The organism is Anaerocolumna sp. AGMB13025 (assembly GCF_029689925.1).
GTDB lineage: Bacteria > Bacillota > Clostridia > Lachnospirales > Lachnospiraceae > Anaerocolumna.
The window spans coordinates 3,089,237-3,107,956 of the sequence record NZ_CP121445.1 but is presented as its reverse complement, the minus strand read 5'-3'; the positions used below and the strand labels follow the sequence as shown (position 1 = coordinate 3,107,956).

Sequence of the window (18,720 nt, the reverse complement as noted above, 5' to 3'; positions counted from 1 at the left end):
TCTCTCCTTGTATTAAATAAGTTCTAAATCTGTCAAAATACTAATACCCTGAATTACACGCATAACATTAAATGCAGGTCGATCTGAAGATACCCAATGTAATATCCCATCTTCCTGAACAAAATGAAATGTCTGGTTTCTAGTCGTACATAGTTTATCCAACGCCGTTTTTAAGTGCTGATTTAGTATCAAGTGCTGCAATACATACACCAGTAGTTCTTTTACAGTTTTATCTTTATAATTATTAACCGTATCAATCCAAGAGTAGAGAGATATCTGCTCTTGTCCCCCTAGCCTTAAAAAATCGAGTAATAAATCGTCAAAGTCATCCCGATTACTGAGTCGTTGATATACATCAAGCATAATCTGCAATCCTGATATAACTGATAATTCATCAACATTCCTTAAATGTTCGATTATATTTTCTCTATCTTCTTGTGATAGAATATTATTTCCAATTAATGAAGTTATTTTTTTCCTAAGTATCTTTTTATCAACCTCATATAACACTTCATCAATTATTGATATCATATCTAAAGGCATATTTTCCATTTTATATAAAGTTCTTGACCAAATTCCTTCTAGAGAATATGTAAAATACATTCTCGTAGTACAGACTTCCCATCCTAATGCCACTTGTCTAAATGATTCCGGTATTACGCAGGAAGGATTCGCTTTCGGAGAAAATATATCATAAAAAGTAAGTCTCCATTCATGTTCAGTCATACTTTTGACTTTACAACTTTTTAGAACATATTGATAATATTGTAGTGATGTTTTCTGCTTTATAACATATCCATCAGATGTATCTTTGGGAAGAAACAATTCAATTAATTTAATACCATCCTTCGTTTTTCCTATATTCGATAAATGAACTTTTTCACCATACTGAATAAGAACTTTCTTAGGTACTGGTATATTTGATAGCCTATATTTTTTATAGTATTCACTGTCCTTAATCTCGTCTTCAAATGCTAATGCTATTTGTTCTCCGGTTTTAGTAACAAAGTCAATTTTGATATTTTTATTTGAATCAGAATCACGCGTTAATCCCATAATTTTGATTACGTTACGATATACGCCATATCCACCAAAAGCATTTGAAATATACTTATCGTTTAAATCAAATGTTTGTGCGTCTGGATTTTCATTCCATACTTGATTTCCTACCCGTATTCCTTGTAAAGAACTTGGTTCTTTTCTAATTTCTCTTCCATAAGCTATATTACTTAAAATAAAATACCATTCCTGTCTTTTCATATAGGCTTTTAAGTTATTTTCTGTTTTTTTAATATTAGTGTTAAATATAAAATCATAGAGAACCCATGTATAAAAAGACCAGTATCTTGCTCGTGGTGTTACACTAGTTATTCCCGATTGAAGTACATCAGACATATTAATAGCAACATATTTTATTCCAAGCTGATCTTCGCCTAATACTTCATTATATATAGACGAATAATTTAATTTAGGTCCTATATCCATTTCTTAACCCTTTCATTAAAATTAAATTACTAAATCCCCTATTATATTAGGCTATTCTCCTTATCGTAAAATATAAACACAAAGAAAAGCCTAAAATGTATTTTCATAATAATTAAAATGTGTTTTCTCAAAACAACTATAGTAGAATTTAATACTCAATGGGAGTATATCTTGCTATTCTTTTTCTATCTTCTCTAAACAATAATTACATAAATTAAGAAATTGTGTATCAGATACATACAGATTATTAGTATGAACTACATAGTTCTCCTTTACATACATAAATTCTCAATGAATGTCCAGCATTGATTAAAGTCGGCTTCTTTAAATTCTTTTTCTGATAATTTTGCCTTCTCTAACCCTCGATCCTTAAATAATTGCCACATGAAGTCTTTACCTTTAGTTTCTGCATCTAATGTTTCATTAAATGCATTAATTAATGATTTTCTTATCTCTTGACAATTTCTAACCTTATATATTTCATTGTAAGCTCGCAAGTCATCTTTTTCAAATCCAATAAAAAATGCTTTAGAGATGTTAAAACATGCTAAATATTCTTTTAATTCATTGAAAAATTCAATTTGTTGTTGTTCGTTATTTGAATTAAAAGGAATTTTATGATGACAAGCTTTACAAAATTCTTTACTTAATTCTTTTTTATTTTCTTCCCTCAGTTTTAATTTATTTAAGACATTTTCAAAATTAGACTTATACCATATATATCCGTTTAAATGAAAGAATAATTTATCATACTTATCTTTTGTTAAATTTCTTAGATGAATGCGATTTTCAGGTATATCTTCCATTGGATAACCAGTAGCAACAATTCTTCCTTTTACACTTTCACACATATTAATATGTAAAAAATTTTCACCTTTATGTGGAAAATCTATCCTCATTATAAAAATATCATCATTTGCAATTGAAAATGTTATACTCAATCTTGTTGTTGCATCTTCCTTACCTCTCTCATCAGTAGGTTTACTAGTATTAATTTCTTTCATTTGTACATAAAGCCTATGTAGACTTCCACAAAACATAATCTCTTGCAAAATATCTATTAATATTTCTGCAAACATTCTCATATACATAGGATATTCAAGAGATCTTTGGATACATATTAATGCAAGGAAAAATTTAAAAACCGCTAATTTTTGTTTTACTATTAACAAATCATATCCTAGTAACAAATTTGATACACTGTATAAATCTTCGTTCTCTGATTCTTTAACATTACGCTGATCTTTATATAAATTTATATATTGTAGTTTCTTTTGTTCAATTAAACCATTATATATGTCAGGTTCAAGATTATAATGCTTTGTAAATGAAAATTTATTTCCACGATTAATATCCATAATAAAATTTGAAACACCTAAGTTTACAAATATAAGACCATTAATCATTTTATTAATTGCAATAATAGTTTCCTGATACATTTTTAGTTCCATTGCATCCATTATTTCTTGTTTATTTATTTCCATCCTATCAATATCAACCAATAAGCCACAAATATTATATATCCCACTGTTCACATTCCTGATTATTTGTAGTTCATCACTTTCCATTATTAGATCATCTAATTCACCAATCTCTTCCTTAGATATTTTATCTAAGGATAATTTTTTTATATATTCGCTTTCCGAAATCAATTTTTCAGTTATGAACTCAACTTCACTTATATTTTTGAGATTTTCACCTGGTAATACTTCTGTTAACCAAATTGCCTCTGGAATATAATTAGTCAAAAATTCTTCAACAACATCTACCTTGGGTTGATACTCATCTCTATAAATATAATTCAAAAAATGACATAGTGTTCTAATTCTCCTATTAGTTATACAACCAATATCAACAGTTTTCACTACTTTATCCTTTCTTCTACATAAACTACTATTAAATATTTTAGCTATTGTGTAATTTAATTTAGAAACTCAATAGTATCTAATAATTATTATATAGACCAAATTTTCATAAAAATTAATGCATTTTTTACATTATTAAACACCATCTATTTGTTACATTCCAAATAAAAGTTTAGCTTATGTATATAGGTATCTTCATCTAAAACTTTAATATTCTCAGGTATCCCTTTTAAAATATATTTGTTATCGAAACAAATTCCAATATAATCATTATGTAATTCCATTTGTATCTTTGATTTTAACTTAGGAGTATTTCTTTCTAAATATTTTATACACTTATTAATCTGTTTGCATGATGCATAATAAATTTTATCTAATTTGCTAATACCTACTAATGAAAGTATTTTATTTAATAACTCTTTATTGTACCATTCATCTAAATGTGATATTTTTACTATAATTTTTTCAGAACAATCAGATAAATATCTTAGCATGATATCAAATTCATCATCGAATAACTTTCTGTTTTCCAAAATCTCTTTATTGAAAAAATATTTTAACTCATTCTCTTCCCATTTGCTTTTTTTATGTTTCAATAAACCTTCCGTTATTTTAGAGTTTATTGTATACGATGGATTCTCATACTTTTCCTCCACTGGATAACTATACAAATCTTTCTTAAATAATTTATGCTTTCTAATCTGCTCTATAATTTCAGTTTTATAGTCATTAAATATTGATTCTAGTTCTTTATTGATGGGTAAAATATCAATATCTCTTCCACTATTACTTACGTAAACATCTATAGGAATTTTTATAAATTTAACAGAAACACTTTCTATACCATCAATGCTTAACAATTCATCTGGTTCAGCTTTTGTTTTATCATTATAGATATCCATTTCCTCTAAAAAAATTTGATTAATAACATCCATATTTCCACGAAAAATATCAATTCTTTCTAGTTCATATTCAGTTTCTACTTTTTTGTCATTATCATTTGTATTATTTATTAATTGTAAATTATTAAATTCCGGTAATACCTTTCTATTTATAGGATCAAAATATATGTTTCTCAGGATATCTTTTTTCCTTTGTATAACTTGCAACTTTTGTAATGCAGCTTTTCCTGTCGTCTGCAAAGTACACCTATCCGCTGAACAATAAATAAGGCCTTTTATATATAAATCCGCTATCGTTATCTCTAACAGTTTTCTATCAATTCCTAAAATCTTGGAAATTTCTGATATTTCATTAACTCCTTCAGCCAATAGTCTAAGTGTAATCTCATCTAAAAGAGGTAATAAAAAATGTGATCTTTTAGTAATAGACAAATAGGTTCTGACAATGGGAATGTAAACTTCTTCCCTCATCACCCAGGAATAGCCTTCATTTATATCTGTATTTTTCTTAATAAACATATTTATATATTTGTCCACTACAAATCACCTCCAGGCATTATCTTACACTTATCATTATGCTCATATATGTAATCTATAATTTCAACGAACTTATTTTCTGGATGATCAAAATGATAGAAAAAGTCCATATCTCCGCAAATTATTAATAATTTTTTTGCCCTTGAAAACGCAACATTGACTCTCTCTTTCTCCTTTTGAAATCCGATTGAATTTTTTGTTCTTACAGTGCTATAAATAATAATATCATTTTCTCTTCCTTGAAACGCATCTAAAGTATTTATATCAATCATTTTAGCAATTTTATCATATCCATTATTCGTAACTGTACGAGTAATTAATTCCATTTGTCCTCTATATCCGGTTATTATTCCAATATCTAGATTTGATAAATCTCCATCTTTGTTTAACTGTTCCAGTAATTTTCTGACTATAGTATTTTCTGCATAATTACAAAAAGAACCTCCTTTTTTCGGCTTTTCATTTTTATCTTTCATCATACTCGTATTAATCCAAATTATAGATTTACCTTCAAACATTTTTATTGAATGAATTTTTCGTTTGTCCTCAACACCCGTGGCAATTTTACCCTGATAAAACACTTGACTGATTAGATTACCGATATTCCTTATCATACGATATTGTAATGTAAGCACCTGTTTATGCGTATCTGGTAATATGTTAAATAAAATATCAAATAATCTAAAACTGGGTTCTCTCGTTAATTTTGCTATTGTCGGAGATAATTTTTTATCTGCATATGCTGGTAATTGATTTTGGTCTCCCACCAATACTATTTTCTTTGCTTTTATAATTGATACTAATAACTCTGGCGTGGTTGATTTTGCTGCTTCATCAATAATAACATAATCAAAATCCAATTCCTTAACAAAACTGTTTGATAAAAATCCAACGCACGTTCCTGCAATAATCGTTGCACTTTTTATAACTTGACTATCTAAGGTTTCAAAATTACTACATCTATTCAACCAATCTTTTTGAATTTCCTTAATACTAGCCCATCTTTCTTGTTCTTTCTTGTCTTCAACAGACTTATATATCTCATCTTGAGTACATATATATGACTCCGATGATTCCTGAATTTTATCAAATATTTCTTTTCTAATAGCAGACAGCGTATATTTTTGTGCAACGCTTTTTGATATATCCTTTTCTTTACCAATTCTTATAATATCAATACCAGTCTTAATATTATTATTCAATCCTTCAATAATATTATCAACAGCAGTATGCGACTGTGACACAATAAGAATTCTGCATACATCATCGGTTATTTCCACTTGTTGTACTATCTGTGTTATAATTTCACGTATTACTTTTGTTTTACCGGTTCCTGGTGGTCCTTGAATTAAACTTATGCTATCTGTATATATTGCTTTGCATACAGCTTCTTTCTGTGAAACGTCAAATTCATCACTAGAAAAACTGATATTTGATAATGTAGGTGTGGCGGTTGGAATATCCAAATTTAGCAAAATATCTTTAAGGTTTTTTGATGAATAACTATCATCATGCAAAGCTCTTAATGCATAAATTTGGCGTTTATATGAGCTTATATTTGCCCTAAAATCCTCTAGAAGAATTTTTTTATTAGTCAAAATTCGTTTTACCTTACCAAGAATTATTTTTTTCACCAAATCTATCACAAATATGGTTGAATCCTCTTCATATCTAACACTGTTAAAAGAACCAACATCAACATATACAGGATTACCTTTATTATCCACATCTTCAACTATATATCGAGTTTCGCTATTTAACTCATCCAAATCATTATTATAATATTTTTCAAGCTTAACCAATAGTTGTTTTTCTTCTATTGAATAACCTGACAATAATACTCTACCAGATTTCTCCTTTTCATTAACTATTGACTCGTCCAATCCTTCTTGCCACTTACCAAATAATTCATCGAATAGTTCATCTTGTTTTTGCACTTCATATTGTTCACTACTACTATTTTTAAATTTAACAACTAGGCGATCATTATTATTATATCCTAATGAAGCTCTCCCCCTCTTTGCCTCATAAGAATTAACAAATTGAATGTTTCCCGTTATTTCAAACCCTTTTTTATCGAATCTTACCTTTCTATCGAGCGAAAGCGGTAAAATTCTAACGGTTTCAAACAATTCACTTTCTTTATTATATATACTTTCTAAAGCCACCTTTTTCCCTGTAAAAAAGTAAACATCCTCTTTCTTATCATAAAATCCCGTCAATCTACGAAATTGATATTTAAGATATGATTTAGTAAATATCGTCATATTTATATCTGACTCTACTAAATTTATTTTTTTCAGATATTCTAGCTTATCGCTATCTACCAAACAAATAAAGTTTTCTCTTTCAGAAATATTTTCTCCTATTATATCTTTTAACTTGTCTATAATTTCATCTATATTTTGAAACCTATTTTTCGGTTCTACTTCTATCATACCTTTTATAAGCACATATAAATCTTCAAATATTCGCATATCTTTCATAGTGTCTATCATCATTTGCGAACCATTAGGATCAATCCCAAAAAAGATTTTAAACATTACTGCTCCAATGGAAAAAATATCACTTGCTTCAGTGGTATCATTTCCTAAAATAACTTCAGGTGCTGAATAATTTTTTGAATAAAATGGGAAAGTAGTTTCCTTTTCAATTATTGTTTTTATTTTACTCGTACCAAAGTCGATAAGTATAACTTCGCCTGTCTCCTCATTATACATAATATTTGATGGTTTTATATCCCTATGTAATACATTATTATTGTGTGCTTCTGAAACGGCATAGAGAATTTTCAAACATATTTCATATTTTTTAACCTGTGAAAAATCATTCATATCTAATTCTTCCAGATTATCTCCATAGACATAATCCAATAATATTGCTCCCCAATTTCTATTCTTAGCAAAACTAATATTTATTAAATGATCCCGAATCTTAACTATGTTTTTACATGAATTTAATATCTTTAAAGCTTCTATTTCTCTTTTAAACATTAATTTTTCAAGTCTATTATCTAAAGGACCAATTAGTTTTAATGCATATACGCGTTCACATTTCTCCTTGAATTTTTCTTTAACTTTTGCTATTACCGTATTACCATGTTCTGATGTATGTTTTATCTCTATAACTTCATAATTATCTATAGTTTTACTATTGTCCATATCTATCTTCTCCCTTAATAATATTTTATACAAATGTTTTTACTTAGTTTCTACTGTACCTGTTAATCAAAAAATATGATACGACTATATTAAGGGCTTTGATTATTGTATGCGGCAAGAGAATAAAAATAATTATGTAATACAATGATAGTGATGTTATATTAAATGCCTTATCAATAAGGAACATTATACCAAATTCAAAAACAGCAAATAATTTTACCCAGAAGCTAAATTTTTCATATTCATCATTAAAGCGAATGGCAATATAAATAAGACTTAATAAAATTACTAACCAACCTATCATTACTTGTTACGATTACAGTTGAAAATGAAAACGCTTCTACAAAATCAAATATATTATCAGTATATCCCTTAAATCCTGCTTTCATCGCTATTATATAAAATGGGACACCCACAACACACGTTAATACTATAATTTCATTTACTCGGTAATATTTTAACCAAAGTGATATTACCAAAGAAAATACAATTTGAATAAATGTAATCTTTAAGTTTCTTTTAAAATAAAACTCTTTTGCGGTTATATTTTCATAGCCAATATTATATGCACTGTTCCAATCTCTTTCCGCATCATACAACTGTATAATTAAACCAATTCCTAATATAGCAAACATCCAACCAATTTTCCATTCCAATTATTCCACCCCATTTTTGATTGTCCTTGTATAATTATATATCATTATTTTTCCAACCTCAACAATTTATTCCAATTCATCTCATTCTTTTACAAATAATGTTTAATCTCTTTTCTTAACAATAATTACTTTTTCCTATAATCCAACTCTTCAAAGTTTAGTTAATACCCCATTCAAAATCTATCAATTCAATATATAAGATGTATTAAATCAAACGAGATTGACTAGTTTATGGTACCCCAAAAACATAAGAAAACCGTTGGAAACACTAAGATACAGCGGTTAAACACTCTTTTAAAATTACATTCCCATTTCTCTCGTCCAGGGTTTCTGACAAAAATAAGCTGTAGCCACAACACCTCATCCATATCGAACGTTCTACCAACTTTGCCCCGAAAACCTGCGGTATTTTACGATACCCAAAACGCAAGAAAACCGCCGGAAATACTACATTTCCAGCGGTTAAGCACTCTTTTAAAATATAAAATTACATTCCCATCTGTTTTGCAACTTCGTCGGCAAAGTTTTCTTCTTTTTTAGCAAGTCCTTCACCAGTTTCAAAACGTACAAAGCTCTTAATAGAAATAGGTGTGCCAAGTTCTTTCGATACAGCTTCAAGATATTTCTGAACGGTTAAATCACCATCTTTTACATATACCTGTTCAACTAAGCAGATTTCTTTTAATTCTTTATTTAAACGACCTTCGATCATTTTTTCAATGATGTTTTCAGGTTTTCCTGTATTTTCATTGGCAACCTGAGCTTTTAAGATTTCTTTTTCATGTTCGATGTAATCCTGAGGAACATCGGATTTCTGAACATATTTTGGGTAAATAGCTGCAATCTGCATTGCAATGTTTTTGGCTGCTTCTTTAGCTGCATCATTGTAAACAGCACATTCTGCTTCAACTAAAACACCGATTCTTCCGCCGCCATGGATGTAGGATTCTACGAAACCATTCTCTGCAACAACTTTCTGGAATCTTCTGATGTTCATATTTTCGCCGATAATAGCGATCTGGGAAGATAATTCTTCTTTAATAGTCTTAGAAGGATCTAAGTCCCATTTTTCAGCTAAAAATGTATCAATATCTTCAGTTGATGTTTTTGCTGCCTGATTTACAACTGCAGTTACGAATGCTCTGAAGGTTTCGTTCTTAGCTACGAAGTCAGTTTCGCTGTTAACTTCAACGATAGCTGCTGTTTTGCCATCTTCGCTGATGGAAGTTGCACAGATACCTTCTGCTGCGATTCTTCCCGCTTTTTTCTCAGCTGCTGCAAGTCCTTTTTCACGTAAGAACTCTACTGCTTTATCCATATCTCCATCGGTAGCGGCAAGAGCTTTTTTACAATCCATCATGCCGGCTCCGGTCATTTCTCTTAAATCTTTTACCATTGCTGCTGTAATAGCCATGTTTAAATACCTCCATAATATTGATTATATAACTAGCCGGATAATTTTAAATCCCAGGATTTAAAATTATCCGGTACACAACATACACAAGAAAATGCATAGTTTGCGTGTAACAATCCCTAAGAACCAACTATCAAAATAATTATTATGCTTCTACAAATTCTTCTGTAGTTTCTTCTGCTGCTTCAACCGTAGCTTCAGTTCCATCTGTATACTGAGCACCCTGGTTAGCTTCGATAACAGCGTCTGCCATCTTAGCAACAATTAATTTAACTGCTCTGATTGCATCGTCATTACCTGGGATTACATAATCTAATTCTTCTGGATCACAGTTAGTATCTGCAATACCAATCAACGGAATACCTAATACATGTGCTTCCTGGATACAGATTCTTTCCTTCTTAGGATCTACAACAAAGATTGCATCAGGAATTGATTTCATATCTTTAATACCGCCAAGGTTCTTTTCAAGTTTTTCCCATTCTTTTTTCAGTTCAATAACTTCTTTTTTAGGGAGAACTTCGAAAGTACCGTCTTGGGACATAGTTTCGATTTGTTTTAATCTTGCAATTCTGCTCTGGATGGTTTTGAAGTTTGTTAACATACCGCCTAACCATCTTTCATTTACAAAGTACATACCGCAGCGTTCTGCTTCTGATTTAATAGAATCCTGAGCTTGTTTTTTAGTACCTACGAAAAGGATTTTTCCGCCTTCTGCTACAACATTTTTGATTGCGTAGTAAGCTTCGTCTACTTTACCTACTGATTTCTGTAAGTCGATGATGTAGATACCGTTTCTTTCTGTGTAGATGTACTCTGCCATTTTAGGGTTCCATCTTCTTGTCTGGTGTCCAAAATGTACACCTGCTTCAAGTAATTGCTTCATTGATATAACGCTCATAATTTACCTCCATTTGGTTGTTTTCTTCCGCATGTATCGTTTTCCAGGCAGACCCGGCTGGGCACCTTGCCAAAAATCAACATGCGTGCAATTTAGCATATGAATTATATCATATGTAACAAATGTTGGCAAGCATTATTTTATCTACTTATGTTTTTATTTTATCAACTTATGTTTTTATCTTATCAACAAATGTTTTTATCTTATCAATTTATGTTTTTATCCTATCAACTTATGTTATCTTCCATGCCAGTTCAACTGCAAATACATTATCTTTAAAGGACGCAGTTATTCTGCCTTTCATCTTTTCCATCAGTATTTTAGCAATGGTCAGTCCTAATCCGGTGTTCTGCCCCTGGCGGCTTTTATCTACGGTATAAAAACGGTCAAAAATATGCTCAATATCTTGTTCGCTTAAATCCTTAGTGTCATTTTGGAACAGAATGATTCCTTCCCCATCTGTACAATATTGTTTAATGATAAAAAAAGACTGACTGTATTTTAAAGCATTCTGGACCAAATTATTCAGTATTCGGTTAAGTTGAATTTTATCAGCTATGATATTAAAGGGACTCTCACACAATTGAATATCCACTTGTATCTGTTTTCTTTCAAACTGCTGATAAGATACCAACACTTCCTTTAAAAGAGGCTTAACAGGTATGCTTTCGTAAAGAAGCGGATAATCCTCCCCTTCAATTCTTGAAAGCTCATAAAAATCCTCAATAAAGCCTTGAAGCACCTTAGCTCTTTTATATATTATACCCAAATATTCATTGATATCAGCTTCTTTGATTTTTAAGTCTAAAATCAATTCTACATATCCAATAATGGAGGTCAGAGGGGTACGAAGATCATGGGATATATTTTCGATTTCCCGTCTAATCTGTGTTTCTCTTCTTTGATACTGAATCCGCTCCTGCTGACTGAATTCATAGAGTTTATTTATCCGAACAAGCAGGGCTTCCATTTTTTTATTGGCAGTAATCGCTTTTAATTTTGTATTGCTGTCCTTTTGATTTTCCTTCTCCTCCATCTGCAATGCAGTATAGTGGATTGCCCGATTCAGATATAATAACCGTATCACTAAATAAATGCTAATTACAGCAAGTCCTACAATAATGTAAATCATCCGGACAATCCTCCCTTCTGCTATAATTTAAATAATCTAATTGATTTTAAAAATAGTCTATCGTTAGTTTGAGTTTAAGCATAATTTATAATCAATAATACTATTTTATCTCTTTTTTACGAAACCACAGATACCCAGCGAAGGCAATCAGAATCGTCTGCACCGTGCCTAGTATCCAGCAATTCCGATATCCTACCGAGTCAGTCCAATAAAAAATTAAACTGCCGGCCTTATCATCACTTCCGATATAACTTAATATATTCCAGGGAAGCAGCTTTGTTAGTTCCTCAAACAAATGGAATTTCATTCCTAACGCATTGCACACAAGAGGAAGGGCTATCATAAGTCCACTAGATGCTGCGATAGCTCCAGACCCTTCTATGTTAAAGGTAAAGCAGTTAGACGCAGCAAGACCAAACAAAAACAAAGGCAGGGCTGCGGTACATGCCCTTAACAGGATTTTTAGCTGTTGGATTCCAGAGTCTTCTAGTAAAAGGTATGAACTAATCACATGGAATCCGATAATGATAGTAAAGGCAGCTATAGCGTATACCATCTGCACGATAAGTTTACCAAAATAAATTTTTCCTCTGGATATTCCATAAGATACACTATTTTTCATAGTATGACCAGCATGCTCATTACCAAAAACCATACTGCTTACAACTATACATAATACATAAACCATTACCATACTTGTGGTTACATTTGAAAATGAAAAATAAGTAGTTGCGTAAGGAAATGAAGCATCCGTATACTTCAAAACCGCTAAAACAATATTGGAACTTAGCAATAATAAAGAGCAGAGTGCAATAAATAAATAGGTCCATTTATACCTCTGCAAACGGTAAAATTCACTCTTAATGTACAGAATCATTATTCTTACCTCCTACCAGCTGAATAAAATAATTCTCAAGATCCAGCTCCTTTAATTTGATACCATTCAGTTTAACGCCATTATTTACAGCCAGTTCACTAATAACTGATGGTTCGTCAAGATATCCGTAAACCTGAATTGCATAATCCGGTGTAACTTTGTAGGAGATATTACTTAATTTTTGTTCCAGAAGAGCTGTCATTTTTTCCACCTGGTCCACTCTAAGTTCCAGATATTTATTGCATTCCTTTAATAACTCATCGTGGGATAACTGCTTTACCATATTTCCATTATGAATAAATCCATAGTTAGTTACAAGACTTGACAGTTCAGATAAGATATGGCTGGAGATTAATATAGTAATGTGTTTTTCCTGATTTAACTGAAGCAAAAGATTTCTTATTTCCACTATCCCAAAGGGGTCAAGCCCGTTAATAGGTTCATCCAGAAGAAGAAAATCCGGATTGTTCATTAGTGCCAATGCTAACCCAAGCCTTTGTTTCATGCCAAGAGAAAAGCTCTTATACTTCTTATTTCCGGTATCGGATAAACCGACCTCTTTTAATACCTCACTTACACAATTTTTTCCAGGTATTCCTCTTTGGAGACGGTAGTATTCTAAATTCTGTTCTGCTGTTAAGTAGGAATAGAAACTGGGAGATTCAATAATTGCTCCTATTTTTTTCCGCTCTCTGTTCATAGGTCCTTCCCCATAGGTCTGAAATAATGAAAATTCCCCCTCCGTCGGATAGGCCTGCCCGGTTATCAGCCTTAAAAGAGTCGTTTTTCCGGCACCGTTCTTGCCTACCAGACCATATATCTCTCCCTGCTTAATTTCCATGGTCACATTGTTTAAAGCGTAAACTGAGTTATATTTCTTAGTAAGGTTTTTCATAGATAATACAGTTTCTCTCATTCTACCCACCGCATATCGCAAGTTCATTTGCGATACTGCCACTAATAAATAGGTTGAAAGAATCATATTGTGGCATCCTTTCAATTTTAATATTTTCTTTCAACCTTTCCGTCATAAGATAACATAATGAAAAATTAAGACTTGGTGGAGACACTTTTTTCCTCACTATGCCTTCATATGATTATTGTATTGACTGCAATCATTACTTACCTACTAATAATAACAATTTAGTTTAAACAAGTACTTAATAAAGTTTAAAGAAAGTATAAAGCTGAAATACCGGATGATTCATATCCTCACTATTTCAGCTTAATTAATTCTGGTGGGAATAGTTTATTCATTTACTCTGCCTGCAGAAGTATCCATTTTAAATCCGATGCCCCATACTGTTTTAATATAGGATCCTTCTTCATCATAGTCTTTTATCTTCTTTCTGATATTGCTGATGTGTACATTAATTGTATTATCTTCTCCATAATAATTATTCTGCCAGATTTCCTGATAAAGCTGTTCTTTGGTAAATACTTTCTCTGGATGCTTTAACAAAAATAATAATATATCAAATTCACTTCCGGTCAGGTTTATCGGTTTATCTTTCACGAAAACTTCTCTGGATGTTTCATTTAAACTTAGATTCTTAAATTCTAAAACCCCACTTTCACTAGCTGATAATGCTCCTTTACTTCTTCTAAGTATAGCTTCAACCCTGGCAATAACCTCTTCCCGTTCAAAAGGTTTTGTCATATAATCATCAGCACCGTTTTTTAGCACTTTTACTTTATCCTCTAAGGTACTCTTAGCCGATATCACTAGAATAGGTGTATTATCCTTTTTTCGTATAAGCTGTATCAGTTCTTCACCTGAAATACCTGGAATCATTAAATCAAGCAGTATTAAATCACAGCTCTCCATAGACAATAAAAGCCTGGCCTCTGTTCCGGAGTAAGCACAGCTTACCTGGTATCCTGCATTTTCAAGATGTTTTTTTAAAAGTTTGTTAATATCCTCATCATCTTCTACAATCAATATTCTATTCATAAGTTTACCTCAGTTCCTTATGGAATTTTCATCATAATTTACTGTATTATACCATTGACAGATTTTTTTGTACAGAATGCACCAATACATTTCCTAACAATCTCATGAAGGAAACTCTTAACTATTACAAACATACCAGATTCCGCCAAACGCTTTTTACTGCTGATTCCATCTCACATTTGCCGTAAATACTTTACCATACTTATGTAATCTTACTAAACGAAACACACAAAGAAAAACCAACCCGGCAATTACTCCACCGGATTGGTTTTCAAATAGTACTTATTTACTTCCTAATGCATAATCAGCTGCATCTTCACCGCCAAGTCGTCCGGAGGTAAAGGAATAGCCAATACCGACTCCATTGCCAACATAAGTATCGTTAAACAATACGCCTTCTGACTCCAGTCCGACTGCATATAAACCTTTAATAGGAACACGTTGGTCATTTAACACTTTAAATTTTGTATTAACTAACAGACCGCCTACAGAGCCTAAATTATTGATTTGTGCTACAACTGCATAGTAGGGTCCTTCTTCACCCATTGGAGTCAGATATTCTGCTTTTTTACCAAATTCCGTATCTACTCCGCTCTTAATTGCTTTCATGTAATTATTATATTCGTCTTTAAAGGTTTCAACATCCATTCCTGCATTCGTAGCAAGTTCTTCAATGGTATTGCCTTTATATCCATCGCCGTTTTCTACCATGGAATCAAATACTTTTACAACATTTTTCCAAGGATTTTCTAACGTATACTGATCCTTAAAATCTGCATAAAATTCTGGAGGCATTCCTGGTAGTGATGGTGCATCTACGCCACTCATACCCTTTTCTTCTAACTTCTCTAACTGCTGTTTAGAAACTATTACCATATGGTAGGGTCCGTTAAAAGCACTGGTATTAGCTGCTGCTACTGCCGTTAAGGTAGCTGCCTCGTCCCTGAATCTGGCACCGGAAGGTCCTACATTCATAAAGTTAGGAAGATAGCTGAGCATAAGAGGGTAGCTGGCTTCAAAGGAATCATATTGTTTTTTCAGATTTTCCGTTGCTTTAGACAAAGTCTGGTGAAGCATCTGTCCGCCAACATTATCAGGAACTTTTGCACCGATGTCCCAAGCCATTTTAAGACCTTCACCTACATTTTGTCCCAGACCGCCATTAATACCTTCAAAGCCAAATAATTCTTTCACCATTTCAGCATTAGCAGCATAACCGCCGGTTGCCATTACAACACTTTTCGCAGTGATTTCTAATGTAGTTCCATCTTTCTTTTCTGCACTTACGCCGGTTACATCACCTTTATCATTGGTTAAGAGTTTCTTACCGGTAGTTTCTGTCAGTACCTGTCCGCCGCTTTTTTCAACGGATTCCTTTAACATATTTTTTAGCAGTTCCTGACGTGTATCGTATGGAGGCAGCATATGAAGCTGTTCCCCGCCAAAGTTAATAAATGTGGTATTATAGCCTTTAGAAGTCAACCAGTCATAGGTTTCTCCTGATTTTGTTACATACTGTCTGACAGCCGCTGCGTCCACTCTCCAGTGATTATTGACAATCCAGTCAGAAATTTCTTTTTCTACTTCTACTTTCACACCATTGTCTAGCGCAACAGAAGAATTATAGAATTTACCAGCCCAGGATAAATTGCTGGCTCCACCAATCGTTGCTGTTTTTTCAATCAGTATTACCTTAGCTCCTTTATCGGATGCAGAAACTGCTGCCGAAACTCCGGAAGCTCCTGCACCAACTACTACTACATCCGCAGTTAACTTTTCAACTTTTCCTTCGTTTTCTTTGGCTACTACGTTGGCTTTGAGTTTGTCTACATCGCCTCCGGCCTGCTTAACTGTATCTTCAATCGCGCTTAAGAAGCCGTCGCTGGTTTTTGTTGCGCCGGAAACTGCATCCACTGCTAAGGTCTGCCCGCTTAACACCTGTTCCTTTATTGTTTTCAGTGCTTCCGAACCGATACCTTCTGTTTCCGTCTGACTTACAATATTGATATCTGTAATTTCCGTTTCGCTAAAGGTAACTTCTACGGTTATTGTTCCGTCTTTACCATCTGCCTTCGCCGTATAAGTTCCCGGCGTATACTTCATTGCGGTTTCTGCAGAAGTATCTTTAGAACCGGTATTATCCGTGCTTTCTGCTGTACCTGTATTTTCTGCGGTATCTATGCTTTCTGAGCTGTTATCTGTTTTCTGATCATTTTTCTTGTTTTCACACCCTCCAAGAAGAGAAACAAATAATGTAAAACATAATGCCATAACTATTAAAGATTTACTTTTTCTTTTCATGTTACCTCCCATTACTTACTGCCACATAATAACTAGATGATATACTACAAACTGTAATCACTACTATAAACTTTCACTGAAAACTGCTTTCGCCAAAATCAATCGCAAATTAAAAAGAATAAAGTGTGGCATATTTTCTTTCAACCTGCATATACTTCTGATACTGCCTGTAACTCTTATATATAGCCCATTGCCCTGGAAAGATTAATAAAATCCTGAACGCAATTAAAAGGAATATATTCTGTCAGACTGTTTTATTATTTTGGTTATGTTTGTCTCCAGTCATTCAATGCCGTATTTCTTCATCCTCCTATTTTTAACATTCAGCAGCTTTACAAGACTGCTTAATAAATGTTACACCTTGGTGTAAGACCAATGTCAATAGTTTGTTAATTAACAAACTATCTTTTTTTCCGTTTTTTTCGTTCCAAGTATGCATTTAGTATTATTTGGATTATAATATTACTGAATTATAGTCAATCCCTGACCTTCGTATTAGAATAAAAAGATATAAAGAAATTATTTTTTTGAATATCTGATAATGTAACACTCAATTAATCGGATGATCCGCCGCCCTAACGAATACCGGTACCTCTGTTTTATAGTATCAGCAATACCGGAATTACATATTAAGACAGTTTGGTTGATTATATCGAATCAACTGGTATATTGACCTCTAAAAAGGTTTGTCTTACGTCCTGGGTTTTTTCAGTCAGAATAATTCTTCCAATTATATCGCCATCCATCTTTAATTGATTTTCATGTATATAGTCTATCATAAACTGCATTGATTCTCTGGTTATATAATCTCCGGTAGTCTTAATAATAGATGAAATATATTTTTTGCCTTCAATATACTCAATCCCTTCATCAGCTTTAATACCAAGGAGTGCTGCATCTTTTTCCTCCAGGGCCAACCCCCAGTTGTAATCAAAGGTATCATCCGTTGACAGTACTTCCATACTATTAATATGAAAAGAAAAGAATGCAAATGGCAGGTATTTCATCCACTCTTCCACTTTTTTAATTAAATCTTCGCTTTTTACCAGATTGTTTTTATCCGTCTGCCTGATTCTGTAAATACCCGGCAGTTCTTTTGCCACACACTTATTTTCTATTGACTCTAGATCGGAAAAATTGTCCGTTATCTCCTCCAGTTTTTTAAGGATCATCAATTTACGTTCAATTTCCTTGGTTAAATTAACTTTTCTTTCATTAATTTTATGAATAATAGCATCCGTTGTACTTTTTCTAGTAAGGGAAGAAACTTCCTGCATGGAAAACTCAAGGCTCCTGTACCATCTGCTCATAAGCATATTCCTGGCATCTAAATCGTCAAAATACCGGTAATTATTTTTTTTACTTTTAATTGGTTTTACTATTCCATATTTTTCGTACAGCCTTATTGTATCGACCGTCACTCCTAGTAATTCCGCAAATTCACTAATCGTATATTTCATTTTAGCACCTATTCTTGCGCACGCTCTTTACGCATACTAAGTTTGTGCTGTGCAAGCACAAACTTGCGGTTGAAA

General features: G+C 32.3%; 13 protein-coding genes. All 13 read right to left on the bottom strand.

Annotated features, from left to right (window positions below):
* Positions 1–12: 12 nt before the first annotated feature.
* On the bottom strand, positions 13–1,485 hold the full coding sequence (locus tag QA584_RS12680) for a hypothetical protein (protein ID WP_278274867.1): 1,473 nt from the start codon (positions 1,483–1,485) through the stop codon (positions 13–15).
* Between the two features lie 272 nt (positions 1,486–1,757).
* Positions 1,758–3,350: a hypothetical protein gene (locus tag QA584_RS12675; protein ID WP_278274866.1), complete on the bottom strand. Its 1,593-nt coding sequence runs from the start codon at positions 3,348–3,350 to the stop codon at positions 1,758–1,760.
* 146 nt (positions 3,351–3,496) lie between these two features.
* Complete coding sequence (locus QA584_RS12670; protein ID WP_278274865.1) at positions 3,497–4,789, bottom strand: hypothetical protein; 1,293 nt, start codon at positions 4,787–4,789, stop codon at positions 3,497–3,499.
* A complete protein-coding gene (locus QA584_RS12665; protein WP_278274864.1) occupies positions 4,789–7,950 on the bottom strand; it encodes a serine/threonine-protein kinase in 3,162 nt (1,053 codons plus the stop codon). Before QA584_RS12665 ends, QA584_RS12670 begins: the two co-directional genes overlap by 1 nt.
* Positions 7,951–8,198: 248 nt before the next feature.
* A complete protein-coding gene (locus QA584_RS12660) occupies positions 8,199–8,606 on the bottom strand; it encodes a hypothetical protein (RefSeq protein WP_278274863.1) in 408 nt (135 codons plus the stop codon).
* A gap of 487 nt (positions 8,607–9,093) precedes the next feature.
* A complete protein-coding gene (gene tsf, locus QA584_RS12655) occupies positions 9,094–10,020 on the bottom strand; it encodes a translation elongation factor Ts (RefSeq protein WP_278274862.1) in 927 nt (308 codons plus the stop codon).
* A gap of 145 nt (positions 10,021–10,165) precedes the next feature.
* Entirely contained in the window at positions 10,166–10,921 is a 756-nt protein-coding gene (rpsB, locus tag QA584_RS12650) for a 30S ribosomal protein S2 (RefSeq protein WP_278274861.1), read from the bottom strand.
* A 232-nt stretch (positions 10,922–11,153) separates the two neighbouring features.
* Complete coding sequence (locus QA584_RS12645; RefSeq protein ID WP_278274860.1) at positions 11,154–12,053, bottom strand: sensor histidine kinase; 900 nt, start codon at positions 12,051–12,053, stop codon at positions 11,154–11,156.
* A 100-nt stretch (positions 12,054–12,153) separates the two neighbouring features.
* A complete protein-coding gene (locus QA584_RS12640; RefSeq protein ID WP_278274859.1) occupies positions 12,154–12,930 on the bottom strand; it encodes an ABC transporter permease in 777 nt (258 codons plus the stop codon).
* Positions 12,914–13,846: an ABC transporter ATP-binding protein gene (locus QA584_RS12635; RefSeq protein ID WP_278274858.1), complete on the bottom strand. Its 933-nt coding sequence runs from the start codon at positions 13,844–13,846 to the stop codon at positions 12,914–12,916. The genes QA584_RS12640 and QA584_RS12635 overlap by 17 nt, the downstream gene beginning before the upstream one ends.
* A 333-nt stretch (positions 13,847–14,179) precedes the next feature.
* A complete protein-coding gene (locus QA584_RS12630; protein ID WP_278274857.1) occupies positions 14,180–14,884 on the bottom strand; it encodes a response regulator transcription factor in 705 nt (234 codons plus the stop codon).
* A gap of 282 nt (positions 14,885–15,166) precedes the next feature.
* Positions 15,167–17,185: an FAD-dependent oxidoreductase gene (locus QA584_RS12625; protein WP_278274856.1), complete on the bottom strand. Its 2,019-nt coding sequence runs from the start codon at positions 17,183–17,185 to the stop codon at positions 15,167–15,169.
* Between the two features lie 647 nt (positions 17,186–17,832).
* Complete coding sequence (locus tag QA584_RS12620; protein WP_278274855.1) at positions 17,833–18,645, bottom strand: MerR family transcriptional regulator; 813 nt, start codon at positions 18,643–18,645, stop codon at positions 17,833–17,835.
* Between the last annotated feature and the right edge of the window lie 75 nt (positions 18,646–18,720).